The 18,281-nt window shown below is 73.9% G+C and carries 15 protein-coding genes; 12 read left to right on the top strand and 3 right to left on the bottom strand.

The window, feature by feature from the left end; translation table 11 throughout:
• Positions 1 to 58: 58 nt before the first annotated feature.
• Entirely contained in the window at positions 59 to 982 is a 924-nt protein-coding gene (locus ACLJPY_RS26625; protein WP_410592436.1) for a LysR family transcriptional regulator, read from the top strand.
• Here the strand turns inward: ACLJPY_RS26625 and ACLJPY_RS26620 are convergent.
• Positions 975 to 1,829 carry a TIGR03619 family F420-dependent LLM class oxidoreductase gene (locus ACLJPY_RS26620; protein WP_410592434.1) on the bottom strand — a complete coding sequence of 285 codons (855 nt, stop codon included), beginning with the start codon at positions 1,827 to 1,829 and terminating at the stop codon, positions 975 to 977. The genes ACLJPY_RS26625 and ACLJPY_RS26620 overlap by 8 nt on opposite strands.
• 122 nt (positions 1,830 to 1,951) lie before the next feature.
• Here ACLJPY_RS26620 and ACLJPY_RS26615 point away from each other — a divergent pair, with 122 nt between their 5' ends.
• From ACLJPY_RS26615 to ACLJPY_RS26605, 3 genes are all read left to right on the top strand, one after another.
• Entirely contained in the window at positions 1,952 to 3,256 is a 1,305-nt protein-coding gene (locus ACLJPY_RS26615; protein WP_410592433.1) for a hypothetical protein, read from the top strand.
• 278 nt (positions 3,257 to 3,534) lie between these two features.
• The gene (locus tag ACLJPY_RS26610; protein WP_410592486.1) at positions 3,535 to 6,147 is read left to right on the top strand and encodes a cation-translocating P-type ATPase; all 2,613 of its coding nucleotides are present in this window, start codon (positions 3,535 to 3,537) and stop codon (positions 6,145 to 6,147) included.
• Between the two features lie 257 nt (positions 6,148 to 6,404).
• On the top strand, positions 6,405 to 7,505 hold the full coding sequence (locus tag ACLJPY_RS26605; protein WP_410592432.1) for a serine hydrolase domain-containing protein: 1,101 nt from the start codon (positions 6,405 to 6,407) through the stop codon (positions 7,503 to 7,505).
• A 193-nt stretch (positions 7,506 to 7,698) separates the two neighbouring features.
• On the opposite strand, the gene ACLJPY_RS26600 is transcribed toward ACLJPY_RS26605, so the two are convergent.
• On the bottom strand, positions 7,699 to 8,283 hold the full coding sequence (locus ACLJPY_RS26600; RefSeq protein ID WP_410592431.1) for a helix-turn-helix domain-containing protein: 585 nt from the start codon (positions 8,281 to 8,283) through the stop codon (positions 7,699 to 7,701).
• A gap of 159 nt (positions 8,284 to 8,442) precedes the next feature.
• Here ACLJPY_RS26600 and ACLJPY_RS26595 point away from each other — a divergent pair, with 159 nt between their 5' ends.
• The 4 genes from ACLJPY_RS26595 to ACLJPY_RS26580 all read left to right on the top strand — a co-directional run bounded on the left by ACLJPY_RS26595 (position 8,443) and on the right by ACLJPY_RS26580 (position 11,351).
• Positions 8,443 to 8,925: a DinB family protein gene (locus ACLJPY_RS26595; protein WP_410592429.1), complete on the top strand. Its 483-nt coding sequence runs from the start codon at positions 8,443 to 8,445 to the stop codon at positions 8,923 to 8,925.
• A gap of 170 nt (positions 8,926 to 9,095) precedes the next feature.
• Positions 9,096 to 9,590 (top strand): hypothetical protein, encoded by a 495-nt coding sequence (locus ACLJPY_RS26590; protein WP_410592427.1) that lies wholly within the window; start codon positions 9,096 to 9,098, stop codon positions 9,588 to 9,590.
• Positions 9,591 to 10,044: 454 nt separating this feature from the next.
• Positions 10,045 to 10,776, top strand: a complete 732-nt coding sequence (locus tag ACLJPY_RS26585) for a choice-of-anchor P family protein (RefSeq protein WP_410592426.1) — start codon at positions 10,045 to 10,047, stop codon at positions 10,774 to 10,776.
• The gene (locus tag ACLJPY_RS26580; protein ID WP_410592485.1) at positions 10,773 to 11,351 is read left to right on the top strand and encodes a class F sortase; all 579 of its coding nucleotides are present in this window, start codon (positions 10,773 to 10,775) and stop codon (positions 11,349 to 11,351) included. The genes ACLJPY_RS26585 and ACLJPY_RS26580 overlap by 4 nt, the downstream gene beginning before the upstream one ends.
• A 19-nt stretch (positions 11,352 to 11,370) precedes the next feature.
• Here the strand turns inward: ACLJPY_RS26580 and ACLJPY_RS26575 are convergent, their stop codons facing one another.
• The gene (locus ACLJPY_RS26575) at positions 11,371 to 11,784 is read right to left on the bottom strand and encodes an STAS domain-containing protein (RefSeq protein ID WP_410592424.1); all 414 of its coding nucleotides are present in this window, start codon (positions 11,782 to 11,784) and stop codon (positions 11,371 to 11,373) included.
• Between the two features lie 193 nt (positions 11,785 to 11,977).
• Between ACLJPY_RS26575 and ACLJPY_RS26570 the strand changes: the two genes are divergently transcribed.
• From ACLJPY_RS26570 to ACLJPY_RS26555, 4 genes are all read left to right on the top strand, one after another.
• Positions 11,978 to 13,486, top strand: coding sequence for an MFS transporter (locus ACLJPY_RS26570; RefSeq protein WP_410592422.1), 1,509 nt, complete (start codon positions 11,978 to 11,980; stop codon positions 13,484 to 13,486).
• A 105-nt stretch (positions 13,487 to 13,591) separates the two neighbouring features.
• A complete protein-coding gene (locus ACLJPY_RS26565; RefSeq protein WP_410592420.1) occupies positions 13,592 to 13,882 on the top strand; it encodes a hypothetical protein in 291 nt (96 codons plus the stop codon).
• Positions 13,883 to 13,963: 81 nt separating this feature from the next.
• A complete protein-coding gene (gene fdh, locus ACLJPY_RS26560) occupies positions 13,964 to 17,245 on the top strand; it encodes a formate dehydrogenase (RefSeq protein ID WP_410592418.1) in 3,282 nt (1,093 codons plus the stop codon).
• On the top strand, positions 17,242 to 18,273 hold the full coding sequence (locus tag ACLJPY_RS26555; RefSeq protein WP_410592417.1) for a 4Fe-4S dicluster domain-containing protein: 1,032 nt from the start codon (positions 17,242 to 17,244) through the stop codon (positions 18,271 to 18,273). Before fdh ends, ACLJPY_RS26555 begins: the two co-directional genes overlap by 4 nt.
• Positions 18,274 to 18,281: the final 8 nt, after the last annotated feature.

Raw genomic sequence — 18,281 nt, 5'->3', positions numbered from 1 at the left:
GGAGCGCGCGGACCAGAGGTCAAAGACATGATGACTCTCCTCTCGATAGACTGTGGCTATGCAGATCCACCAGCTCGCCTACTTCGTCGCCGTCGCCGAGCACCGGCACTTCACCCGCGCCGCCGAACAGGTGCGGGTGGCCCAGCCGTCGCTGTCGCAGCAGATCCGCGCGCTCGAACACGACCTCGGTGCCGCGCTCTTCCACCGGATCCGCGGCAACGTCACCCTCACCGAAGCCGGCGAGACCCTGCTCCCGATCGCCCGGCGGATCCTCGCCGACACCGAGACGGCCCGGCTGGCCATCCGGGAGCTGGACGAGCTCGACCGCGGCCGCGTCCGGCTGGGCGCGCCGCCGAGCCTGTGCACCGGCCTGCTGCCCCCGCTGCTCGCGGCGTTCCGCCGCCGGTACCCCGGCATCCGGCTGGAGCTGCACGAAAGCGGCTCGGGCGATCTGCGGCAGCGGCTGGCCGAAGGCGCGCTGGACCTGGCGCTGCTGGCGGGCGCCCGGACGAACGCCGACGCCGGCCTGGCGGCGACCCCGCTGCTGCTCGAAGAGCTGGTGCTGATCGCCGCCCCGGACGCGCCGGTCGCGGGTGACCGCGTCGGCATCGGCGAACTGGCCGACGTTCCGCTGGTGATGTTCCGCCGCGGCTACGACGTCCGGGAAGCGACGGTCGACGCCTGCCGGGCCGCCGGGTTCGAACCGTCGTTCGCGATCGAGGGCGGCGAGATGGACGCGGTGCTGGAACTGGTGCACGCGGGCGTCGGCGCGGCCGTGGTGCCGAGCACCGTGGCCGGCCGCCGGTTCCGGATGACCCGGTTCACCCCCGACGCGGGGATGACGCGCGTGGTCCAGCTCGCCCACCGCGCCGACGTGGAACCCACCCGGGCCGTGCGCGCCCTGCGTTCGGCGATCGCCGGGTTCGTGGCGGACGCCGCCCTGCCGCCGGGCATCGAGTCCCTTGTGGACGACGTCAGCTGAGGCCGAACCGCGCGGCGAAGGCCGCCATCTCCTCCCGCCGCCGCCCGGGTTCCGCGGTGCCGGGGGTCACGACGACGCGGGTCACCCCCTGCCGGGCGAGTTCCTCGACGTCCTCTGTGGACATGTCGAGCGTCGCCCATCGGGTGTGTTCCAAGCTGTCCGGGTCGCGGCCCGCCTCCGCCGCCGCCGTCCTGGCGAGGGCGAACTGGCGGCGCCGCTCGTCGGCCGTCAGCCGGCCGCCGGGGAAGTAGCCGGTCCCGCGCCGGCCCGCCCGCCGGGCCGCGGCCGCGCTCGAGCCGCCGACGTGGATCGGCAGCTCGCGCACGCCCACCGGTTTCGGGAAGCTGCAGATGTTCTCGAAGGAGAAGAACTCGCCGTCGTAGCCTGCCCCTTCGTCGCCGCCCGCCCACAGCAGGCGCAGGACGTCGATCGCCTCGTCCGTCCGGCGGCCGCGGGTGGCGAAATCGACCCCGGCCGCACGGGCCTCGCCGGGCAGGGCGCCGACGCCGACCGTGAGCAGCCGCATCCGGCCGCCGGAGAGCACGTCGACCGTCGCGAGCCGCTTCGCCAGCACGACCGGGTGGTGGTAGGGCAGCAGCAGGACCCCGGTGCCGAGCAGGATGCGGTGCGTGACGGCGGCGACGAAGGTCAGGCACTCCAACGGGTCGGGGTAGGGCAGCGACGGCGGCAGCTCCACCGGGCCGATCTTCGCGCCCGGGTACAGGGCGACGTGCTCCGGCACGTACAACGACTCGAACCCGCACTCCTCCGCGTCGCGGGCGAACCCGGCGACCACTTCCGGGTCCGCGCCGAAAAAGGGGGTGCTGTAACTGATCCCGAACTTCACGCGCCGACGCTAAACGTTGACGCGGACGGCAAGGCAAGCGCTGTCGCGCGATCGGGCGGTGCGGGGTTTGACCGCCGGCCGCCGGGGAACGCCGGGATGAACGGCCGGCAGGTGGAGGTTCTGTGCTCGGAGGATTGTTCGCGGTGGCCAAGGCCGGGGCGGTGCTCGCACTGGCCGGGCCGGTCCTCGCGACGCGGCAGGCGAAGAAGGCGGTTTCGGCGGTCGCCCCGCTCGCCGGGGAACTGGCCGCGGGCGCGGCCGGGACCGCGGCGGACGCGACCCGGACCGGCAGCCGCACCGCCGTGCGCGCCACGCGGGTCGTCCGCAACGCCGCCGGGCCTCGCAGCGCCGTCTGGCTGGCCGGACGGCGGCTGCACGTCCCGCTGCGGCCCGCCGAGGACGCCGGCCGCCCGGACGGCGCCGCGCTCGCCGCCGCGCTGGCCGGCCACGCCGACGTCGCCGGCGCCTACTGGGACGGCGGGCTCGGCAGCGTGGTCCTCCACCTCGCCGAAGAGGCCGCGGCCGGGCGGGTCCTCGCCTGGGTCGCCGACGGCTGCGGGCGGCACGGGCTGACCCCGGCCGAGCCCGGCGACTCCGCCCCCGCCCACCCCGGCGACACCTACGGCGTGCGGACCGCGGCTTTCGCGCTGGCGATGGACGTCGCCGGCCTGGCCGTTTCGGTCGGCACCCGCGCCACGCGCTCCCGGCGGCTGCACGAAACCGTGCGCGCGGTCGCCTCCGCGGCGCGGGAACACCCCGCCGTCCGCGCGGCACTGGACGAGCGGTTCGGCTGGTACACGGCCGAACTCGTGCGCTCGGGCGTCTCCGCCGCGGTGCGGGGGCTGAGCCAGGACCCCCTCGAACTGGCGCTGGACGCCGTCCTGCGCACCGGGCAGCTCACCGAAGCGATCGCCCGCCTCACCGCGTTCGACGCCGCGCACGACGACCTCTGTTCGCCGGAGCGGCCCAGCCTCGGCGTGACACCGCCGCGGCGCCGGGTCCGGGTCCCGATGGAGGACTACGCCCGCAACGCCGTCGGCGCGGCCTGCTCGCCGCGCTCGCCGACCTGGTGGTGCGCCGCAACCCGCGGCAAGCCGCCGAAGCGTTCCTCGCGGCGTCCCCGCTGCCCGCCCGGTACGCCGGCACCGCGTTCCACACGGCGATGGGCACGGCGTTCGCGCGCGAAGGCGTGCTCGTCCGCGACCCGGACCGGGTCAAGGCACTGGACACAGTGGACACCGTGGTGCTGCACGCCGACGCGCTGCACGGGGCGGACGGCCTCGACCCGCACGCCGAAGCCGTGCTGGACGCGGCCCGCCGGGCCGAGGCGCGCGTGGTCATCACCGGCGACGACGTGCGCGACCGGCTCGGCGAGTTCGCCGCGCTCGCCGACGACGTCGCCGAGGAGTCGTTCTTCGGGCTGGTGACGCGGCTGCAGGACGAAGGCGGGGTCGTGCTCACCGTCGGGCGGCCGCCCGGCCGGTGTACGCCGAACTGCGACGAGGTCGCGGGCCTGCTGGCCGGTGACCTCTGCGTCGCCCTCGCCGACCGCGGCGCGCCGGTGCTGTGGGGCGCCGACCTGATCGTCCCGACGGGGCTGCCGGGCGTGTGGCGGATCCTGCGGGCGGCGGGCGCGGCGCGGGTCAACAGCAAGCGAGCCACCCGGGTGGCCACCGCGGGCGGCCTGCTCGGCGGCCTGCTGCTGATGTCCCGCCGCCGGGCGCTGGTGCCGCTCGTGCCCCGGCTCGACCCGGTGCTGGCCGGCGGCCTGACCGGGCTGGCGATGGGCACGCTCGCCGCGGTGCGGGTGGCCGCGGCCCGGCCACCGGCCGGCCGCCCCCGGATCGCCTGGCACGAGCTGACCGGCGAAGAGGTCCTGCACCGGCTCGCCGCCGCGGAAACCGAGCCGACGCAGCGGGAGCTGACGACCCGGCGGGTGCGGGCGGTGGCCGGCGCGGTGGCCCGGCACCCGGCCGCGGCGCCGGTGCGGTTCGGGGCGGGCTTCGCCGCCGACGTCGTCGCCGAGCTGAACGACCCGCTCACCCCGGTGCTGGCCCTGGGCGCGGTCGCGTCCGCGGTGGTCGGCTCACCGGTGGACGCGCTGCTGGTGGCCGCCGCGATGGGTCTGAACGCCGTCGTCGGCGGCGCCCAGCAGTTCCGCGGCCGCCGGGCGCTGGCGAAGCTGCAGGACGGCGAACGGCCGCGGGCACGCCGGGAAGGCGGCCGGGTCGTCGACGCGCGGGCGCTGCGGCCCGGCGACCGGATCGAGCTGCGGGTCGGCGACGTCGTCCCGGCCGACGCCCGGCTGCTGACCGCCAACGACCTCGAAGCGGACGAATCCGCGCTGACCGGCGAGTCGCTCCCGGTCGCCAAGCAGCTCGACCCGGTGCCGGGCGCGCCGATGGCCGAACGCAGCTGCCTCGTCTTCGCCGGCACCACGGTGGTCAGCGGGGAAGGCACGGCGGTGGTCGTGGCGGTCGGCACGGAAACCGTGGCCGGCCGGGCCGTCGAGCTGGCCACCCGCACCGGCGCCGCGGTGGGCATCCAGGCGCGGCTGCAGGACCTGACCCGCCGCGCCCTGCCGCTGACGATGCTCGGCGGCGCGCTCGTCACCGGCCTGTCCGCGGTCCGGGGCCGCCCGCTGCGCCGGGCGCTGGCCGGCGGCGTGGCGATCGCCGTCGCCGCGGTCCCCGAGGGTCTGCCGCTGGTGGCCACCGTGGCCCAGCGCGCGGCCGCCCGCCGGCTGTCCGCGCGGGGCATCCTGGTCCGCGCGCCGCGGGCGCTGGAAGCCCTGGGCCGCCTGGACGTCGTGTGCTTCGACAAGACGGGCACGCTGACGGAGAACCGGCTGCGCGTGGTCACCACGACCGGGCCCGACGGGCGGGCGCGCGAGCCGGAACCCGGCGACGTCGTGCTGCGCGCCGCCGCCCGGGCGTGCCCCGGCACGCTCGACGACCCCCACGTGCGTGCCCACGCCACCGACCACGCCGTGCTGGCGGCCGCCGGCCCGGACGAGGGCTGGACCGAACTCGCCGGGCAACCCTTCGAGGCGAGCCGGGGTTACTCGGCGACCGTCGGCCGGGACGAGGACGGCGAAGTGACGCTGGTCGTCAAGGGCGCCCCGGAGATCGTCCTGCCCGCCTGCGCCGGCGCGGGCGGGCTGGCGCTGGCCGCGGAAGCGTTGGCGGACAACGGGTTGCGTGTCCTGGCGGTGGCGTCCCGGCCGGCCGGGCCGTCGCTCGAGGGCGACGACGCCCAGGTGCTGGCGGACCTGGAGTTCCTCGGCTTCCTCGGGCTCGCCGACACGCTGCGGCCGACGGCCGGGCTGCTGATCGGCGGGCTGCGCGCGGCCGGTGTGGCGCCGGTGATGCTCACCGGCGACCACCCGAACACCGCGCGGGCCATCGCGACGTCGCTCGGCTGGCCGTCCGACGCCCCGGTCGTCACCGGCGAGGAGCTGGCGGCGCTGGACCGCGCCGGCCGGGCCCGGCTGCTCGACGGCGCCGGGGTGATCGCCCGCGTCGCGCCGGAGCAGAAGCTGCAGGTCGTGGAGGCGCTGCGCGAGGCGGGCCGGGTGACGGCGATGGTCGGCGACGGCGCGAACGACGCGGCGGCCATCCGCGCCGCGGACGTCGGCATCGGCGTGCGCGCCCGGGCGTCGACCGCCGCCCGCACCGCCGCCGACGTCGCGTTGACCGACGACGACCTGACGGTTCTGCTGGAGGCGGTGGCTGAGGGCCGCGCGCTGTGGCGGAGCGTGTCGGACGCGGTGGTGATCCTGGTCGGCGGCAACGCGGGCGAGATCGGCTTCTCGGTGCTGGGCACGCTGCTGTCCGGCGATTCGCCGCTGGGCACCCGTCAGCTGCTGCTGGTGAACCTGCTGACCGACCTCTTCCCGGCGATGGCGGTGGCGGTCACCCGCCCGGACGACGACGGCGGCGGTTCCGGCCCGGGCGGCCTCGGCGAGGGCCTGACGCGCGCGATCACCAGCCGCGGCGTGACGACGGGCGTCGGCGCGACGACGGCGTGGCTGATCGGCCGGTTCACCCCGGGAACGGTGCGCCGCACGAGCACGATGGCCCTGTGCGGCCTGGTCGGCACCCAGCTGGCCCAGACCCTGCGCGGCCGCCGCCGCAGCCCCCTGGTCGTCGGGACGGCGGTCGGCTCGGCCCTGGCATTGGCGGCGATCGTGCAGACGCCGGGCGTCAGCCAGTTCTTCGGCTGCACCCCGCTCGGCCCCCTGGCCTGGGCCGGAGTCGGCGCCGGCGTGGCCACCGGAGCCCTGACGTCGTCCCTGCCGATCCTGCGCCGGCCGTAACCCACGTGAGCAGAGCCGTAACTCGCGTGACCAGAGACGGAACTCGCGTGACCAGAGCCGTAACGGCTTCAATCACGTGAGTTCCGCTTCCCATCACGCGAGTTACGGCTTCGATCACGCGAGTTACGGGTCCAGTCACGCGAGGTGCGGGGTAGCGCTGGCGCTACCCCGGCTTCGGTGGTGTGCACTCCTGATCTTCGCGGCGGTTCCCGGCATCGTGGGCGATGTCCGATTCCGGTGACGAAGGAGCAGGGAAGATGCGGAAAGTCGTGGCGATCTTGACCGTGGCGGGGCTGCTGGGCGCGACCGGCACGGCGGCCGAAGCGAAGCCGTCGCGGGACGCCGTCCTCCAGCAGCAGCTCGACGCGCTGGTCGGCCCGTTCCCGGCCGTGCTCGCGTCGGTGACGCGCGGCGGCCGCACGGAGTCGCTGGTCGCGGGCTCCGCGCGGCTCGGCAGCCGGGTCCCGGTCCCGGCCGACGGGCAGGTCCGGGCGGGCAGCAACACGAAGACGTTCACCGCGGTCGTCGTCCTGCAGCTGGTCGCCGAGGGCAAGGTGGCGCTGGACGCGCCGATCGAGCGGTACCTGCCCGGCCTGGTGCCCGGCGGCTCGGCGATCACCGTCCGCCAGCTGCTGCAGCACACCAGCGGGCTGCCGAACTACACCGAGTACCTCGGGCTGGAGGACATCGCGAAGCTGCGGCACCGGTACTTCGAGCCGCACGAGCTGCTCGCCGTCGCGCTGGCCCACCCGCCGAAGTTCGCCCCCGGGACGAAGTGGGAGTACAGCAACACGAACTACGTCCTGGCGGGGCTGCTGATCGAGCGGGTGACCGGCCGGCCGGTGGCGGAGCAGGTCACCGCGCGCGTGATCCGGAAGGCGGCCCTGCGCGACACGTACTGGCCGCAGGTCGGCGACGAGGGGATCCGGGGCCCGCACCCGCAGGGGTACGCGCGCTCGGGCGGTCAGGTGATCGACGTGACCGAGCTGGACCCGTCGTGGGGCTGGGCGGCGGGCCAGCTGATCTCGACCCCGGGTGACCTGGCCCGGTTCTCCCGCGCGCTGCTGGACGGCACGCTCCTGCCGCCCGCGCAGCTGGCCGAGATGCGCAAGACCGTCGAAGCGCCGCTGATGCCGGGCTGGCGCTACGGCCTCGGCCTGTTCCGCGTCCCGTTGAGCTGCGGCGGCGAGTACTGGGGCCACGGCGGCGACATCCACGGGTTCGAGACGCGCGGCGGGGCCACCGAGGACGGCCGCTCGGTGGCCTTGGCGGTGACGGCGCTCCCCGGCACCTTCGGCGACCCCGACCGGGCGGCGCAGGCCGTCGTGTCCACAGTGGACGCGGCGTTCTGCCGCTGACCGCACGGGCAGGCACGAGCACCTCGGCGACGAAACCGGCCCCCGCGGCGAGGGCAGCGACGTCCTCGCCGCGGGCGGCCGGCACGAGCGGGGTGGCAGTCGGCCTCGACGAGCAGCCCGTGGTCGTCGAGCGCGTCCACCAGCGCGACCCACGGCAGCAGCCGGTAGGGCTCGGCGGCCGCAGCGGGCCTGCTCACCGCGCCCGTGTACGCAGGTGCGCGCGTTCCCCCTGCCTGCCGAACAGGATCAGCAGCTCGACCGCCTTCCCGTCGGCGCTGCCGAGCCAGTGCGGGATCGTCGTGCCGAATTCCGCCGCCTCGCCCGCGGGCAGCACCAGGTCGTGCTCCCCGAGGACCAGCCGCAGGTTCCCGTGGAGCACGTAGAGCCATTCGTGGCCTTCGTGGGTCTGGTGCTCCGGAACGGGCGGCGTGCCGGTGCCGGTGCCGGGAATGATCATCTTGTACGCCTGCACGCCGCCCGGCCGCCGGGACAGCGGCACGAACGTCATGCCGTGGCGGTGGACCGGCGTCAGGTGGACGCGCGGGTCTCCGGTACGGGGTGCGCCGACGAGGTCGTCGAGCGGGACGTCGTAGGCGCGCGCCAGCGGCAGCAGCAGCTCCAGGGAGGCCCGCCGCTGCCCGCTTTCCAGCCGTGACAGCGTGCTTTCGGACACCCCGGTGGCCGCGGCGACCTCCGCCAGGGTCATCCCGCGGCGCCGGCGCAGGGCCCGCAGCCGGGGACCGACCGCCTGCAGCACGTCGTCGAAGTCGCCGTCCATGCGGCCATCTTGCCGGAACCGCAAGAAAGCGTGCCGATCCGGCCGGTGCCGGGTCAGGGTGGGGGCCATGACGACCGGACCGTCGCGGTGAACCAGGACCCGGCAGCCGCGGTCCCCCTGCGGAGCCGGACCCACAACCTCCCGCCGAAAGGACCCACCATGCCCCGGACCCGCCGTCGGGACACCCCGCCCCCGCGCACCGGACCGGCCGAAAAAGCCGTGCTGCGCGGCTTCCTCGACCACCTGCGGGCCGCGGTCGCCGCCAAAGCCCAGGACGTCCCGGAACCCGCCGTCCGGACGCCCGGCGTTCCCTCCGGCACGTCGCTGCTGGGCCTGGTCCGGCACCTCGCGCACGTCGAGCGCTTCACCTTCCTCGGCGAGGACGTCGCCGACTGGCCCGGCACCTTCCGGCCGCGGCCGGACGAGACCGTCGCCTCCGTGGTGGCGGACTACCGCGCCGCCTGCGAGCGGGCGAACGCCGTCATCGACGCCTGCGCCGACCTGACGCAGCCGGTGGCGCGCCCCGGCCGCGGCGCACCGTCCATGCGCTGGGCCCTGGTTCACCTGATCGAGGAGACCGGCCGCCACGCCGGGCACGCGGACATCCTGCGCGAGCTGATCGACGGCAGCACCGGCCGTTGACCGCACTGACCCGATCTTGCGCATTCTCGCTCTTCGGCCGGGCTCCGCGGGTGATTCCACAGTGGATCGGGCGGCCGGGAGGGGAATTCCAGTGCGCGGACGGCGTCCGGCCGAGCCGGCCGCGACAGCTCGACATGCGGACGGCCCGGACGAGTGCTATTTGATCCCTTATGAGTGAATCACTGAACTACCCGCAGTCGTCATCTTCGGCGGACCCCACGGCCGGGCCGGCCCGGCCGGGCACGGTCGAAGGAGCCTTCTGGGCGTTCATCGCGGCCCCGGTCATCGGGCTGATCGGCGGCCTGCTGATCTTCGCCAACCGGGACCAGATCGCCTCGACCCTGCGCGACACGAACCGGCAGCGCGGCGGCAACCTGACCGACGCGCAGATCGACCAGGCGGTGAACGTCACCATGATCACGGCGGTCGTGATCGCGGTCATCTTCGCCGCGCTGTACGTGCTGTTCGCCTTCAAGCTGCGCGCCGGCCGCAACTGGGCGCGCATCGTGCTGACCGTGCTCACCGCCCTGCAGCTGCTTTCGCTGCTGATCGGCCAGAGCACGATCGGCGGCTACCTGGCGGTGCTCGCCGCGGTGGTCGGCGTCGTGCTGTCGTTCACCGGCCCCTCGAACGCCTACTTCGCGGCGGCCAAGGCCCCGCGCTGACCGGATCCGCGCGGCGGCCCGGTGCGGACCGCCGCGCGGCTCACCGCGGGTTTCGCCGGACACACAAGAGATCTCTCGCGGCGCAGGCCGATTTCCCTTTCCCAGCGGGAATTCCCGTGGCCGTCACATCACGGTCCGTGTTTTCCGGCCCTCCTCCCGGCAATCACCCGACCGTGTCGGATCCGCCCGGAGTCTCCCCCGGATGCCGCAGCGCGCGCTACCGAACGTCGGCGAACACCGGGAAATCCCGGGCGAGAACGGCCACTTCACGGTGGCGCCGGAGTTCGTGATCACTTTTCGCGCACCCACCGCGGAGCTCACCGCCCCGCGGGCTCCTTGCCCGCGTCGGCGATTTTGGTAGCTTGGCCGAGCTTCTCCGGCGAACCGGTCGTCGTCACCGGTGCCGCGTCCCCGCTCGTGTTCCGGCATCCGTTGCCGCGGAAAGGAATTCCTCATGCGCACCACTCTGCTCCGGGCCGGGGGCGTGGCCGCTGCCGTGCTCGCCGCGGCCGCCGGTACCGCGGCGGCGGACGACGCCGTCACCGGGTCGGCGTTCGGCGCCTCCGCGAGCGTTTCCCTCGCGCTCGGCGGCAAAGCGATCGGCACCGGCCCGCTGGCCGCCGCCAGCAGCCGGGGCCCGTCCTCGGCGAGCGCCGTCGACGCGCCCCTCGCCGGCCTCGTCACCGCGAAGGCGATCACCAGTTCCGTGGTGATCGGCGCCGGTTCCACGGCGGCGAAGGCCGCGGTCGCCGAGGCGACCCTGCCCCTGCTCGGCCCGGTCGCCGGCCGCGTGCCCTCGATCCGGCTGGTCAGCGCCCGCTGCGCCGCGGCCGACGGCCACGTCACCGGCAGCAGCGACCTCGCCGGCGCCACCCTCGGCCGGCTCGGCACGCTCCCCGCGGCCACCACGCCGAACCAGCGGCTCGGCGTCCCGGGCGTGGCCGAGGTGATCGTCAACGAGCAGCTCCAGCGCTACGACGGCCACCTCGAGGTGACGGCGCTGCACATCAAGCTGCTCGGCGGCGCACTCGGTTCCGGGGACGTGAAGCTGGCCTCGGTGGTCTGCGGCCCGTCCGGTGAACGCGCGCCCGCAGCGCCGCCGCGGCCGGACCAGGCCCGGCAGGTCACCGTCGTGCCCGCCGGGGCGCCGCAGACCGGCGACGGCAGCCTCGCCGCGGAGGGCTGACGGTGTTCCGCCGCGCGATTCCGCTCGTCCTGCTCGCCCTGGTCCTCGCCGGGTGCGCCGCGCCGGCGGCCCCGACGCCGCAGTCGCCGACGTCGCCGACGGCCCCCGCGTCCGCCGGACCGGCGCGGTCCCTGCCGTCGGCGCTCGACGTCCCGGCCATCGGCGCCCAGTCGTCCCTCGTGCCGCTCGGCCTCAACCCCGACCGCACGGTCGAGGTGCCGCCGGTCGACCAGCCGCTGCAGGCCGGCTGGTACGAGTACGGCCCGGCGCCGGGTGAAGCCGGCCCCGCGGTGATCCTCGGCCACATCGACGGCGGCCACCGGAAGGGCATCTTCTGGCGGTTGCACGAGCTGAAGCCGGGCGAAGAGGTGTATGTCGACCGCGCCGACGGTGGCCGGCTGACGTTCGCGGTGACGAAGGTGGAGCAGGTCGCGAAGGACGCGTTCCCGACCGAAGCGGTGTACGGCGACACGCCCGATCCCCAGCTGCGCCTGATCACCTGCGGCGGCCGGTACGACGCCGCGAACCGCAACTACCTCGACAACGTCATCGCCTACGCGGAACTCAAGCGGTGAAGGCGTCCGATGTGGACGGTCAGCTGTGCCACATCCGGGCGGTCAGCCGCAGGAACTCGCAGTTGTCGCCGGCGGTGAGCGCGGTGGCGCGGTCGGGGTAGACGTCCAGCACCCGCTCCGCCCCGGTCAGCCGCAGCGCGCGGCTCACGACGGCGTTGCCGCCGGTGACGACCCGCAGCCGGGCGCTGCGGGCGGCGGCGTGGTCGGTCACCGCGCTCAGCACCCTGACCCCCGCGGCGCCGAGGAACTGCAGCCCGCCGAGGTCCAGCACGAGCACCTGCGGCTCCGGGCTCACGGCCAGCGCCGCGGCCACCGCGCCGACGACGACCACCACCGTCCCCGCGTCGAGTTCACCGGTCAAGGCCAGGAGCGCCGGCTCACCGTGCGAGCACGAAACCCGCAGCCGCCGGGTCGGGGAACCTGAGGACGCCACGCGAAAACACCCCATCTTCGGAAAAGACCGGTCAGGTTCGGGACTGTGGCTCCTGCACGACCCGTCCGCGCGCCAGGTTAGTGACCGTCATCGGCTGATCACAAGCCGTGACCTTCCGACTCGACCCGATCGTGTTTCACCAGGGCGAGCCGGGGGAAGTCACGCGGGGCGATCTGCTCTCAAGGAGGTTGTCATGGCGGCAACACCCGATCCGGCGCCGACCGGGGTGCGCACGCTCATCCCGGCACGCATCGACCGGTTGCCCTGGTCCCCGTTCCACACCCGGATGGTCGTGGCCCTCGGGGTGGCCTGGATCCTCGACGGCCTGGAGATCACGGTGGCCAGCGCGGTCGCCGACACCCTCACCAAGCCCGAGACCCTGCACATGTCCTCGGCGGCCGTCGGGCTGCTGGCGACGATCTACCTCGCCGGCGAGGTGGTCGGGGCGCTGTTCTTCGGCAGCCTCTCCGACAAGCTGGGCCGGCGGAACCTGTTCATGCTGACGCTGGCCGTCTACCTGGTCGGCAGCGGGCTCACCGCGCTGACCCTCGGCAACGGCGTCGGCTGGGTCATCTTCCTCTACGCCACCCGGTTCGTGGCCGGCATGGGCATCGGCGGCGAGTACGCGGCGATCAACTCCGCCATCGACGAGCTGATCCCGGCCCGCTACCGCGGCCGGGTCGACATCGCGGTCAACGGCACCTACTGGGCCGGGGCCGTGCTCGGCACGCTCGGCACGTTCATCCTGCTCAACCAGCTGAACCTGTCGCTGGGCTGGCGGCTGGGCTTCCTGATCGGCCCGGTGCTCGGGCTGGTGATCCTGCTCGTGCGGCGGCACCTGCCGGAGAGCCCGCGCTGGCAGATCATGCACGGCAAGGCCGAGGCCGCCGAGGAGTCGATCGCCCAGATCGAGCAGGAGGTCGAGCACGGCGGCCGCAGCCTGCCCCCGGTCGACGAGAAGAAGGCGATCGAGGTGACGCCCGCCGAGCGGATCGGGTACGTGGCGCTGGCCAGGGTGCTGTTCCGCGAGTACCCGTCGCGGGCGGTGCTGGGTGCCTCGCTGATGATCAGCCAGTCGTTCCTGTACAACGCGATCTTCTTCACTTACACGCTCGTGCTGGGCAAGTTCTACGGGGTGTCGTCGGCCGCGACGCCGATCTACCTCATCGCGTTCGCGGTGGGCAACCTGGTCGGCCCGTTCACCATCGGGCACCTGTTCGACACCCTCGGCCGGCGCAAGATGATCTCCGGGACGTACGTCGTGTCCGGGGTCCTGCTGGCGATCACGGCGGTGCTGTTCTACGCGGGCGCGCTCAACGCGATCACCCAGACGATCGCCTGGTGCGTCATCTTCTTCTTCGCCTCCGCCGGCGCGAGCGCGGGTTACCTGACGGTCAGCGAGATCTTCCCCCTGGAGGTCCGGGCGAAGGCGATCGCGGTGTTCTTCGCGATCGCGCAGTGCTTCGGCGCGCTGGGCCCGGTGATCTACGGCGCGCTGATCGGCACGGGTGACCACCCGGCCCGCCTGTTCGTCGGCTACCTGCTGGGCGCGGCGGTCATGATCGCGGGCGGCCTGGTGGCCCGGTTCCTGGCGGTGGACGCGGAGGGCAAGTCCCTGGAGGACGTCGCCCAGCCGCTGGCGGCCGCGGGACGCCGGGGCCGGACGCGGGCCGAAGGGGCTTCGTCGCCCTTCTCCACCTGACGGCAGCGTGCGAAAAGGCCGCCACCGGCGTTGTCCGGTGGCGGCCTTTCCGTTTCACGGCCGGGCCGCGGCTATCCCCCGCTCGTCCGCGAAGGGAGGGCCGCCGTGCGCAGGCGCACCGAACCGGCCGTGGCCGCTTCCGGCCGGTGGATCGACGAGGACGGCGTCCGCGCGCCCGGCGGGTCCGTGCACGCCTGGCGGCCGGGCACCAACCAGACCCTCTGCGGCGTCCCGCTGCACAAGGCCGGCCTGCAGCGCTTCCCGCACGTCCTCTGGATCGACGCGCGATGGCTGGCGGAAACGACCGAGGAGCGAATCGTCCTGTGCCACCGGTGCGCCGCGGCGGCCGGGGACCGGCCCGGGCGGCGGTGGACGCGTGTCCATCCGCGGCCGTGACGGCCTGATCGGTTTAAGCTGGGGGCGCCCGGGTAGTCAGCCGTCGGAAAAGCGGCGCCGGGACACGGTCGGGAGGTGGGTGTGGGACCACGCAAGTGGCTGGAGTCCTGGCCCGTCTACCGCCAGTTGACCGGCCCTGACCCGCTCGGCCGGGGCAAGGCGGCCGAGTCGCCGCACTCGGCGGCGCTGACCCCGCGCACCGCGAGCGCCGACCGGGTCGCCAAGTCCGTCTGCCCCTACTGCGCCGTCGGCTGCGGGCAGGAGGTCTTCGTCAAGGACGAGAAGGTCGTCCAGATCGAAGGCGATCCGCACAGCCCGATCTCCCGCGGTCGCCTCTGCCCCAAGGGTTCGGCGAGCAAGCAGCTGGTCACCGGCCCGCAGCGCGAGCAGAAGGTCCGCTACCGCGCGCCGTACGCCACCGAGTGGACCGAGCTGGACCTGGCCACGGCCATGGAGATGGTCGCCGACCGCGTGCTCGACGCCCGCCGCAAGGGCTGGCAGGACAGCGACGAGCACGGGAAGCCGCTGCGCCGCACGATGGGCCTCGCCAGCCTCGGCGGCGCCACGCTGGACAACGAAGAGAACTACCTGATCAAGAAGCTCTTCACCGCCATGGGCGCGATCCAGATCGAGAACCAGGCTCGTATTTGACACTCCGCCACGGTTCCCGGTCTGGGGACTTCCTTCGGTCGCGGTGGCGCGACGGACTACCAGCAGGACCTGCAGAACTCCGACTGCGTCGTCATCATGGGCTCGAACATGGCCGAGGCGCACCCGGTCGGGTTCCAGTGGGTGATGGAGGCGAAGGCCCGCGGGGCCGAGGTGCTGCACATCGACCCGCGGTTCACGCGCACCAGCGCGCTGGCCGACGCCCACGTCCCGCTGCGGGCCGGCACGGACATCGCGTTCCTCGGCGGCGTGATCAACCACATCCTGAGCAACGACCTCGACTTCCGCGAGTACGTGGTCGCCTACACCAACGCCTCCTTCCTGGTGAGCGAGGACTTCCGGGACACCGAGGACCTGGACGGTCTCTTCAGCGGCTACGACGAAGCCAAGGCCGCCTACGACCCGGCGACCTGGCACTACGAGAGCGTCGCGAAGAAGGAAGGCGACGGGCACGGCAAGGAGACGTCGGCGTCGGACCAGCACGGCTCGGGCGGCCCGGTGCTCGAAGGCGGCAGCGAGGAGATCACCGCCGACCCGACGCTGCAGCACCCCCGCTGCGTCTTCCAGATCCTCAAGCGCCACTACGCCCGCTACACGCCGGAGATGGTCGAGGCCACCTGCGGGACGCCGAAGGAGCTCTTCCAGCGCGTCTGTGAAGCGTGGACGAGCAACTCCGGCCGGGAACGCACCGCCGCGCTCGTCTACAGCGTCGGCTGGACGCAGCACAGCGTCGGCGCCCAATACATCCGGGCCGGGTCGATCATCCAGCTGCTGCTCGGCAACATCGGGCGTCCCGGCGGCGGGGTGTTCGCGCTGCGGGGGCACGCCAGCATCCAGGGCTCGACCGACATCCCGACGCTGTTCAACCTGCTGCCCGGCTACCTCCCGATGCCCACGCCCGAGCAGCAGACCCTGGACGACTACCTCGGCAGCGTCCGCGGCGACAAGCAGAAGGGCTTCTGGCGCAACGCCGACGCCTACACCGTCTCGCTGCTCAAGGAGTACTGGGGCGAAAAGGCCACCGCGGACAACGGCTTCTGCTTCGACTACCTGCCGCGGATCAACGGCGACCACGGCACCTACCGCACGGTCATGGACATGGTCGACGGCAAGGTCTCCGGCTACTTCCTGCTCGGGCAGAACCCGGCCGTGGGGTCGGCGCACGGGCGGCTGCAGCGGCTCGGCATGGCCAACCTCGACTGGCTGGTCGTCCGGGACCTGACGATGATCGAGAGCGCCACCTTCTGGAAGGACTCGCCGGAGATCGAGACCGGCGAGATCGTCACCGAGCAGTGCCGCACCGAGGTGTTCTTCTTCCCCGCCGCCTCGCACGTGGAGAAGGAAGGGACGTTCACCCAGACCCAGCGCATGCTGCAGTGGCGCGAGAAGGCCGTCGAACCGGCCGGGGACCAGCGCTCGGAGCTGTGGTTCTTCTACCACCTGGGCCGGCTGGTCCGTGAGCGGCTGGCCGGGTCGGCCGACGAACGCGACCGGCCGGTGCTGGACCTCTCCTGGGACTACGCGGTCCACGGCGACGAGCCGTCCGCCGACGACGTGCTGCGGCGGATCAGCGGCCGGGACCTCACCACCGGCAAGCAGCTCGGCGGTTACCTCGAGCTCAAGGCCGACGGCAGCACGGCGTGCGGCTGCTGGATCTACAGCGGCGTCTACGCCGACGGCGTCAACCAGGCCGCGCGCCGCAAGTCCCGCTTCGAACAGGACCTCTACGCCCTCGAGTGGGGCTGGGTGTGGCCGCTGAACCGGCGGGTGCTCTACAACCGCGCGTCCGCCGATCCGCAGGGGCGGCCGTGGAGCGAGCGCAAGGCCCTCGTGTGGTGGGACGCCGAGCGCGGCGAGTGGACCGGCCACGACGTCCCCGACTTCGAGAAGACCAAGCCACCGGACCACGTGCCGCCGCCGGACGCCGTCGGCCCGGCCGCCCTGCGCGGCGACGACCCGTTCATCATGCAGTCCGACGGCAAGGCGTGGCTGTTCGCGCCGTCGGGGCTGGCCGACGGGCCGCTGCCGACGCACTACGAACCGCACGAATCGCCGTTCCGCAACCCGTTCTACGCGCAGCAGGCCAACCCGACGCGGAAGGTCTACGGGCGCAAGGACAACCCGTCGCACCCGTCGCCGCCCGAGCCGCACGGCGAGGTGTTCCCGTTCGTGTTCACCGCCGCGCGGCTGACCGAGCACCACACCGCGGGCGGGATGAGCCGGACCCTGCCCTACCTGTCGGAGCTGCAGCCGGACCTGTTCGTCGAGGTCTCCCCCGAGCTGGCGAAGCTGCGCGGGCTCTCGCACCTGGGCTGGGCGCACGTCGTCACGGCGCGGGCGGCCGTCGAGGCGCGGGTGTTCGTGACCGACCGGATGGCGCCGCTGCGCGTGCAGAACCAGGTGGTGCACCAGGTGTGGATGCCCTACCACTGGGGCAGCTCCGGGCTCGTGTCCCGCGACGTCGTCAACGACCTGTTCGGCGTGGTGGTGGACCCGAACGTCTTCATCCAGGAGAGCAAGGTCGCCACCTGCGACGTCCGGCCCGGACGCCGGCCGCGCGGCCGCGAACTGCTCGCGCTGCTCGAGGAGTACCGGACGCGGGCGGGGATCACGCCGGAAACGGGCACCCGGGTCGCGACCGTGCACGACACGCAGCACGTCGAACCGGGCCACGCCACGGAGGACCGACCATGAGCATCGAAGACCGGCTGTCCGGGCCGCTGCCGGACGTCGCCGGCGAGGCCGGGTACACCGGGCACCCGCCGCGCGTCGGGTTCTTCACCGACACGTCGGTGTGCATCGGCTGCAAGGCGTGCGAAGTCGCCTGCAAGGAGTGGAACAACGTCCCGGAAGACGGCCTCGACCTGCTGGGGATGTCGTTCGACAACACCGGCGCGCTGGGCGCGAACTCGTGGCGGCACGTGGCCTTCATCGAGCAGCAGCGCCCGCTCGGGGAACAATCGCCGGGGCTCGAAGGGCTGCCGACCGGCCCGTCCGCGATCGACGTGACCACCGCGTTCGTGGCCGACGAGCTGCGCGACGCCCCGCGCGGCGGCGGCGGGCTGGGCACCACTCCCCTGCCGCGCGCGCCCGAAGACCTCGGGATGCCGTCGTTCGACCTGCCCGGCGCCAAGACCGGGACCGACGGCCGGACGGACTTCCGCTGGCTGATGGCGTCGGACGTGTGCAAGCACTGCACGCACGCCGGCTGCCTCGACGTCTGCCCCACGGGCGCGCTGTTCCGCACCGAGTTCGGCACGGTGGTGGTGCAGCAGGACATCTGCAACGGCTGCGGCTACTGCGTTTCCGGCTGCCCGTACGGCGTGATCGACCGCCGCCCGGACGACGGCCGGGCGCAGAAGTGCACGCTCTGCTACGACCGGCTCCACGACGGCCTCGAACCGGCGTGCGCGAAGGCGTGCCCGACGGACTCGATCCAGTTCGGGGAACTCGACGAGCTGCGCGAGCGGGCGGCCCGGCGCGTCGAGCAGCTGCACGAGCGCGGCGTCTCCGAGGCCCGGCTCTACGGCCACGACCCGGCCGACGGCGTCGGCGGCAACGGCGCGTTCTTCCTCCTGCTGGACGAACCCGAGGTCTACGGGCTGCCGCCGGACCCGGTGGTGCCGACGCGGGACCTGCCCGCGATGTGGAAGTACGCCGGGATGGCGGCCTCGGCGCTGCTCGCCGCCGCGGTCGCGTCGTTCGGCCGGAGGCGCCGGTGACCCCGCAC

This window comes from Amycolatopsis sp. lyj-23 (genome assembly GCF_046549135.1).
Classification (GTDB): Bacteria; Actinomycetota; Actinomycetes; order Mycobacteriales; family Pseudonocardiaceae; genus Amycolatopsis.
Note: the sequence above shows the minus strand (reverse complement) of the source record. Positions and strands in the feature narration are given on the sequence as shown.

Coding starts and splice junctions, on each gene's coding strand:
- ACLJPY_RS26590 (WP_410592427.1), top strand. CDS start 9,096: ATGAGTGAATCACTGAACTACCCGCAGTCGTCATCTTCGGCGGACCCC.
- ACLJPY_RS26600 (WP_410592431.1), bottom strand. CDS start 8,283: ATGGACGGCGACTTCGACGACGTGCTGCAGGCGGTCGGTCCCCGGCTG.
- ACLJPY_RS26605 (WP_410592432.1), top strand. CDS start 6,405: ATGCGGAAAGTCGTGGCGATCTTGACCGTGGCGGGGCTGCTGGGCGCG.
- ACLJPY_RS26585 (WP_410592426.1), top strand. CDS start 10,045: ATGCGCACCACTCTGCTCCGGGCCGGGGGCGTGGCCGCTGCCGTGCTC.
- ACLJPY_RS26610 (WP_410592486.1), top strand. CDS start 3,535: ATGTCCCGCCGCCGGGCGCTGGTGCCGCTCGTGCCCCGGCTCGACCCG.
- ACLJPY_RS26570 (WP_410592422.1), top strand. CDS start 11,978: ATGGCGGCAACACCCGATCCGGCGCCGACCGGGGTGCGCACGCTCATC.
- ACLJPY_RS26555 (WP_410592417.1), top strand. CDS start 17,242: ATGAGCATCGAAGACCGGCTGTCCGGGCCGCTGCCGGACGTCGCCGGC.
- ACLJPY_RS26625 (WP_410592436.1), top strand. CDS start 59: ATGCAGATCCACCAGCTCGCCTACTTCGTCGCCGTCGCCGAGCACCGG.
- ACLJPY_RS26595 (WP_410592429.1), top strand. CDS start 8,443: ATGCCCCGGACCCGCCGTCGGGACACCCCGCCCCCGCGCACCGGACCG.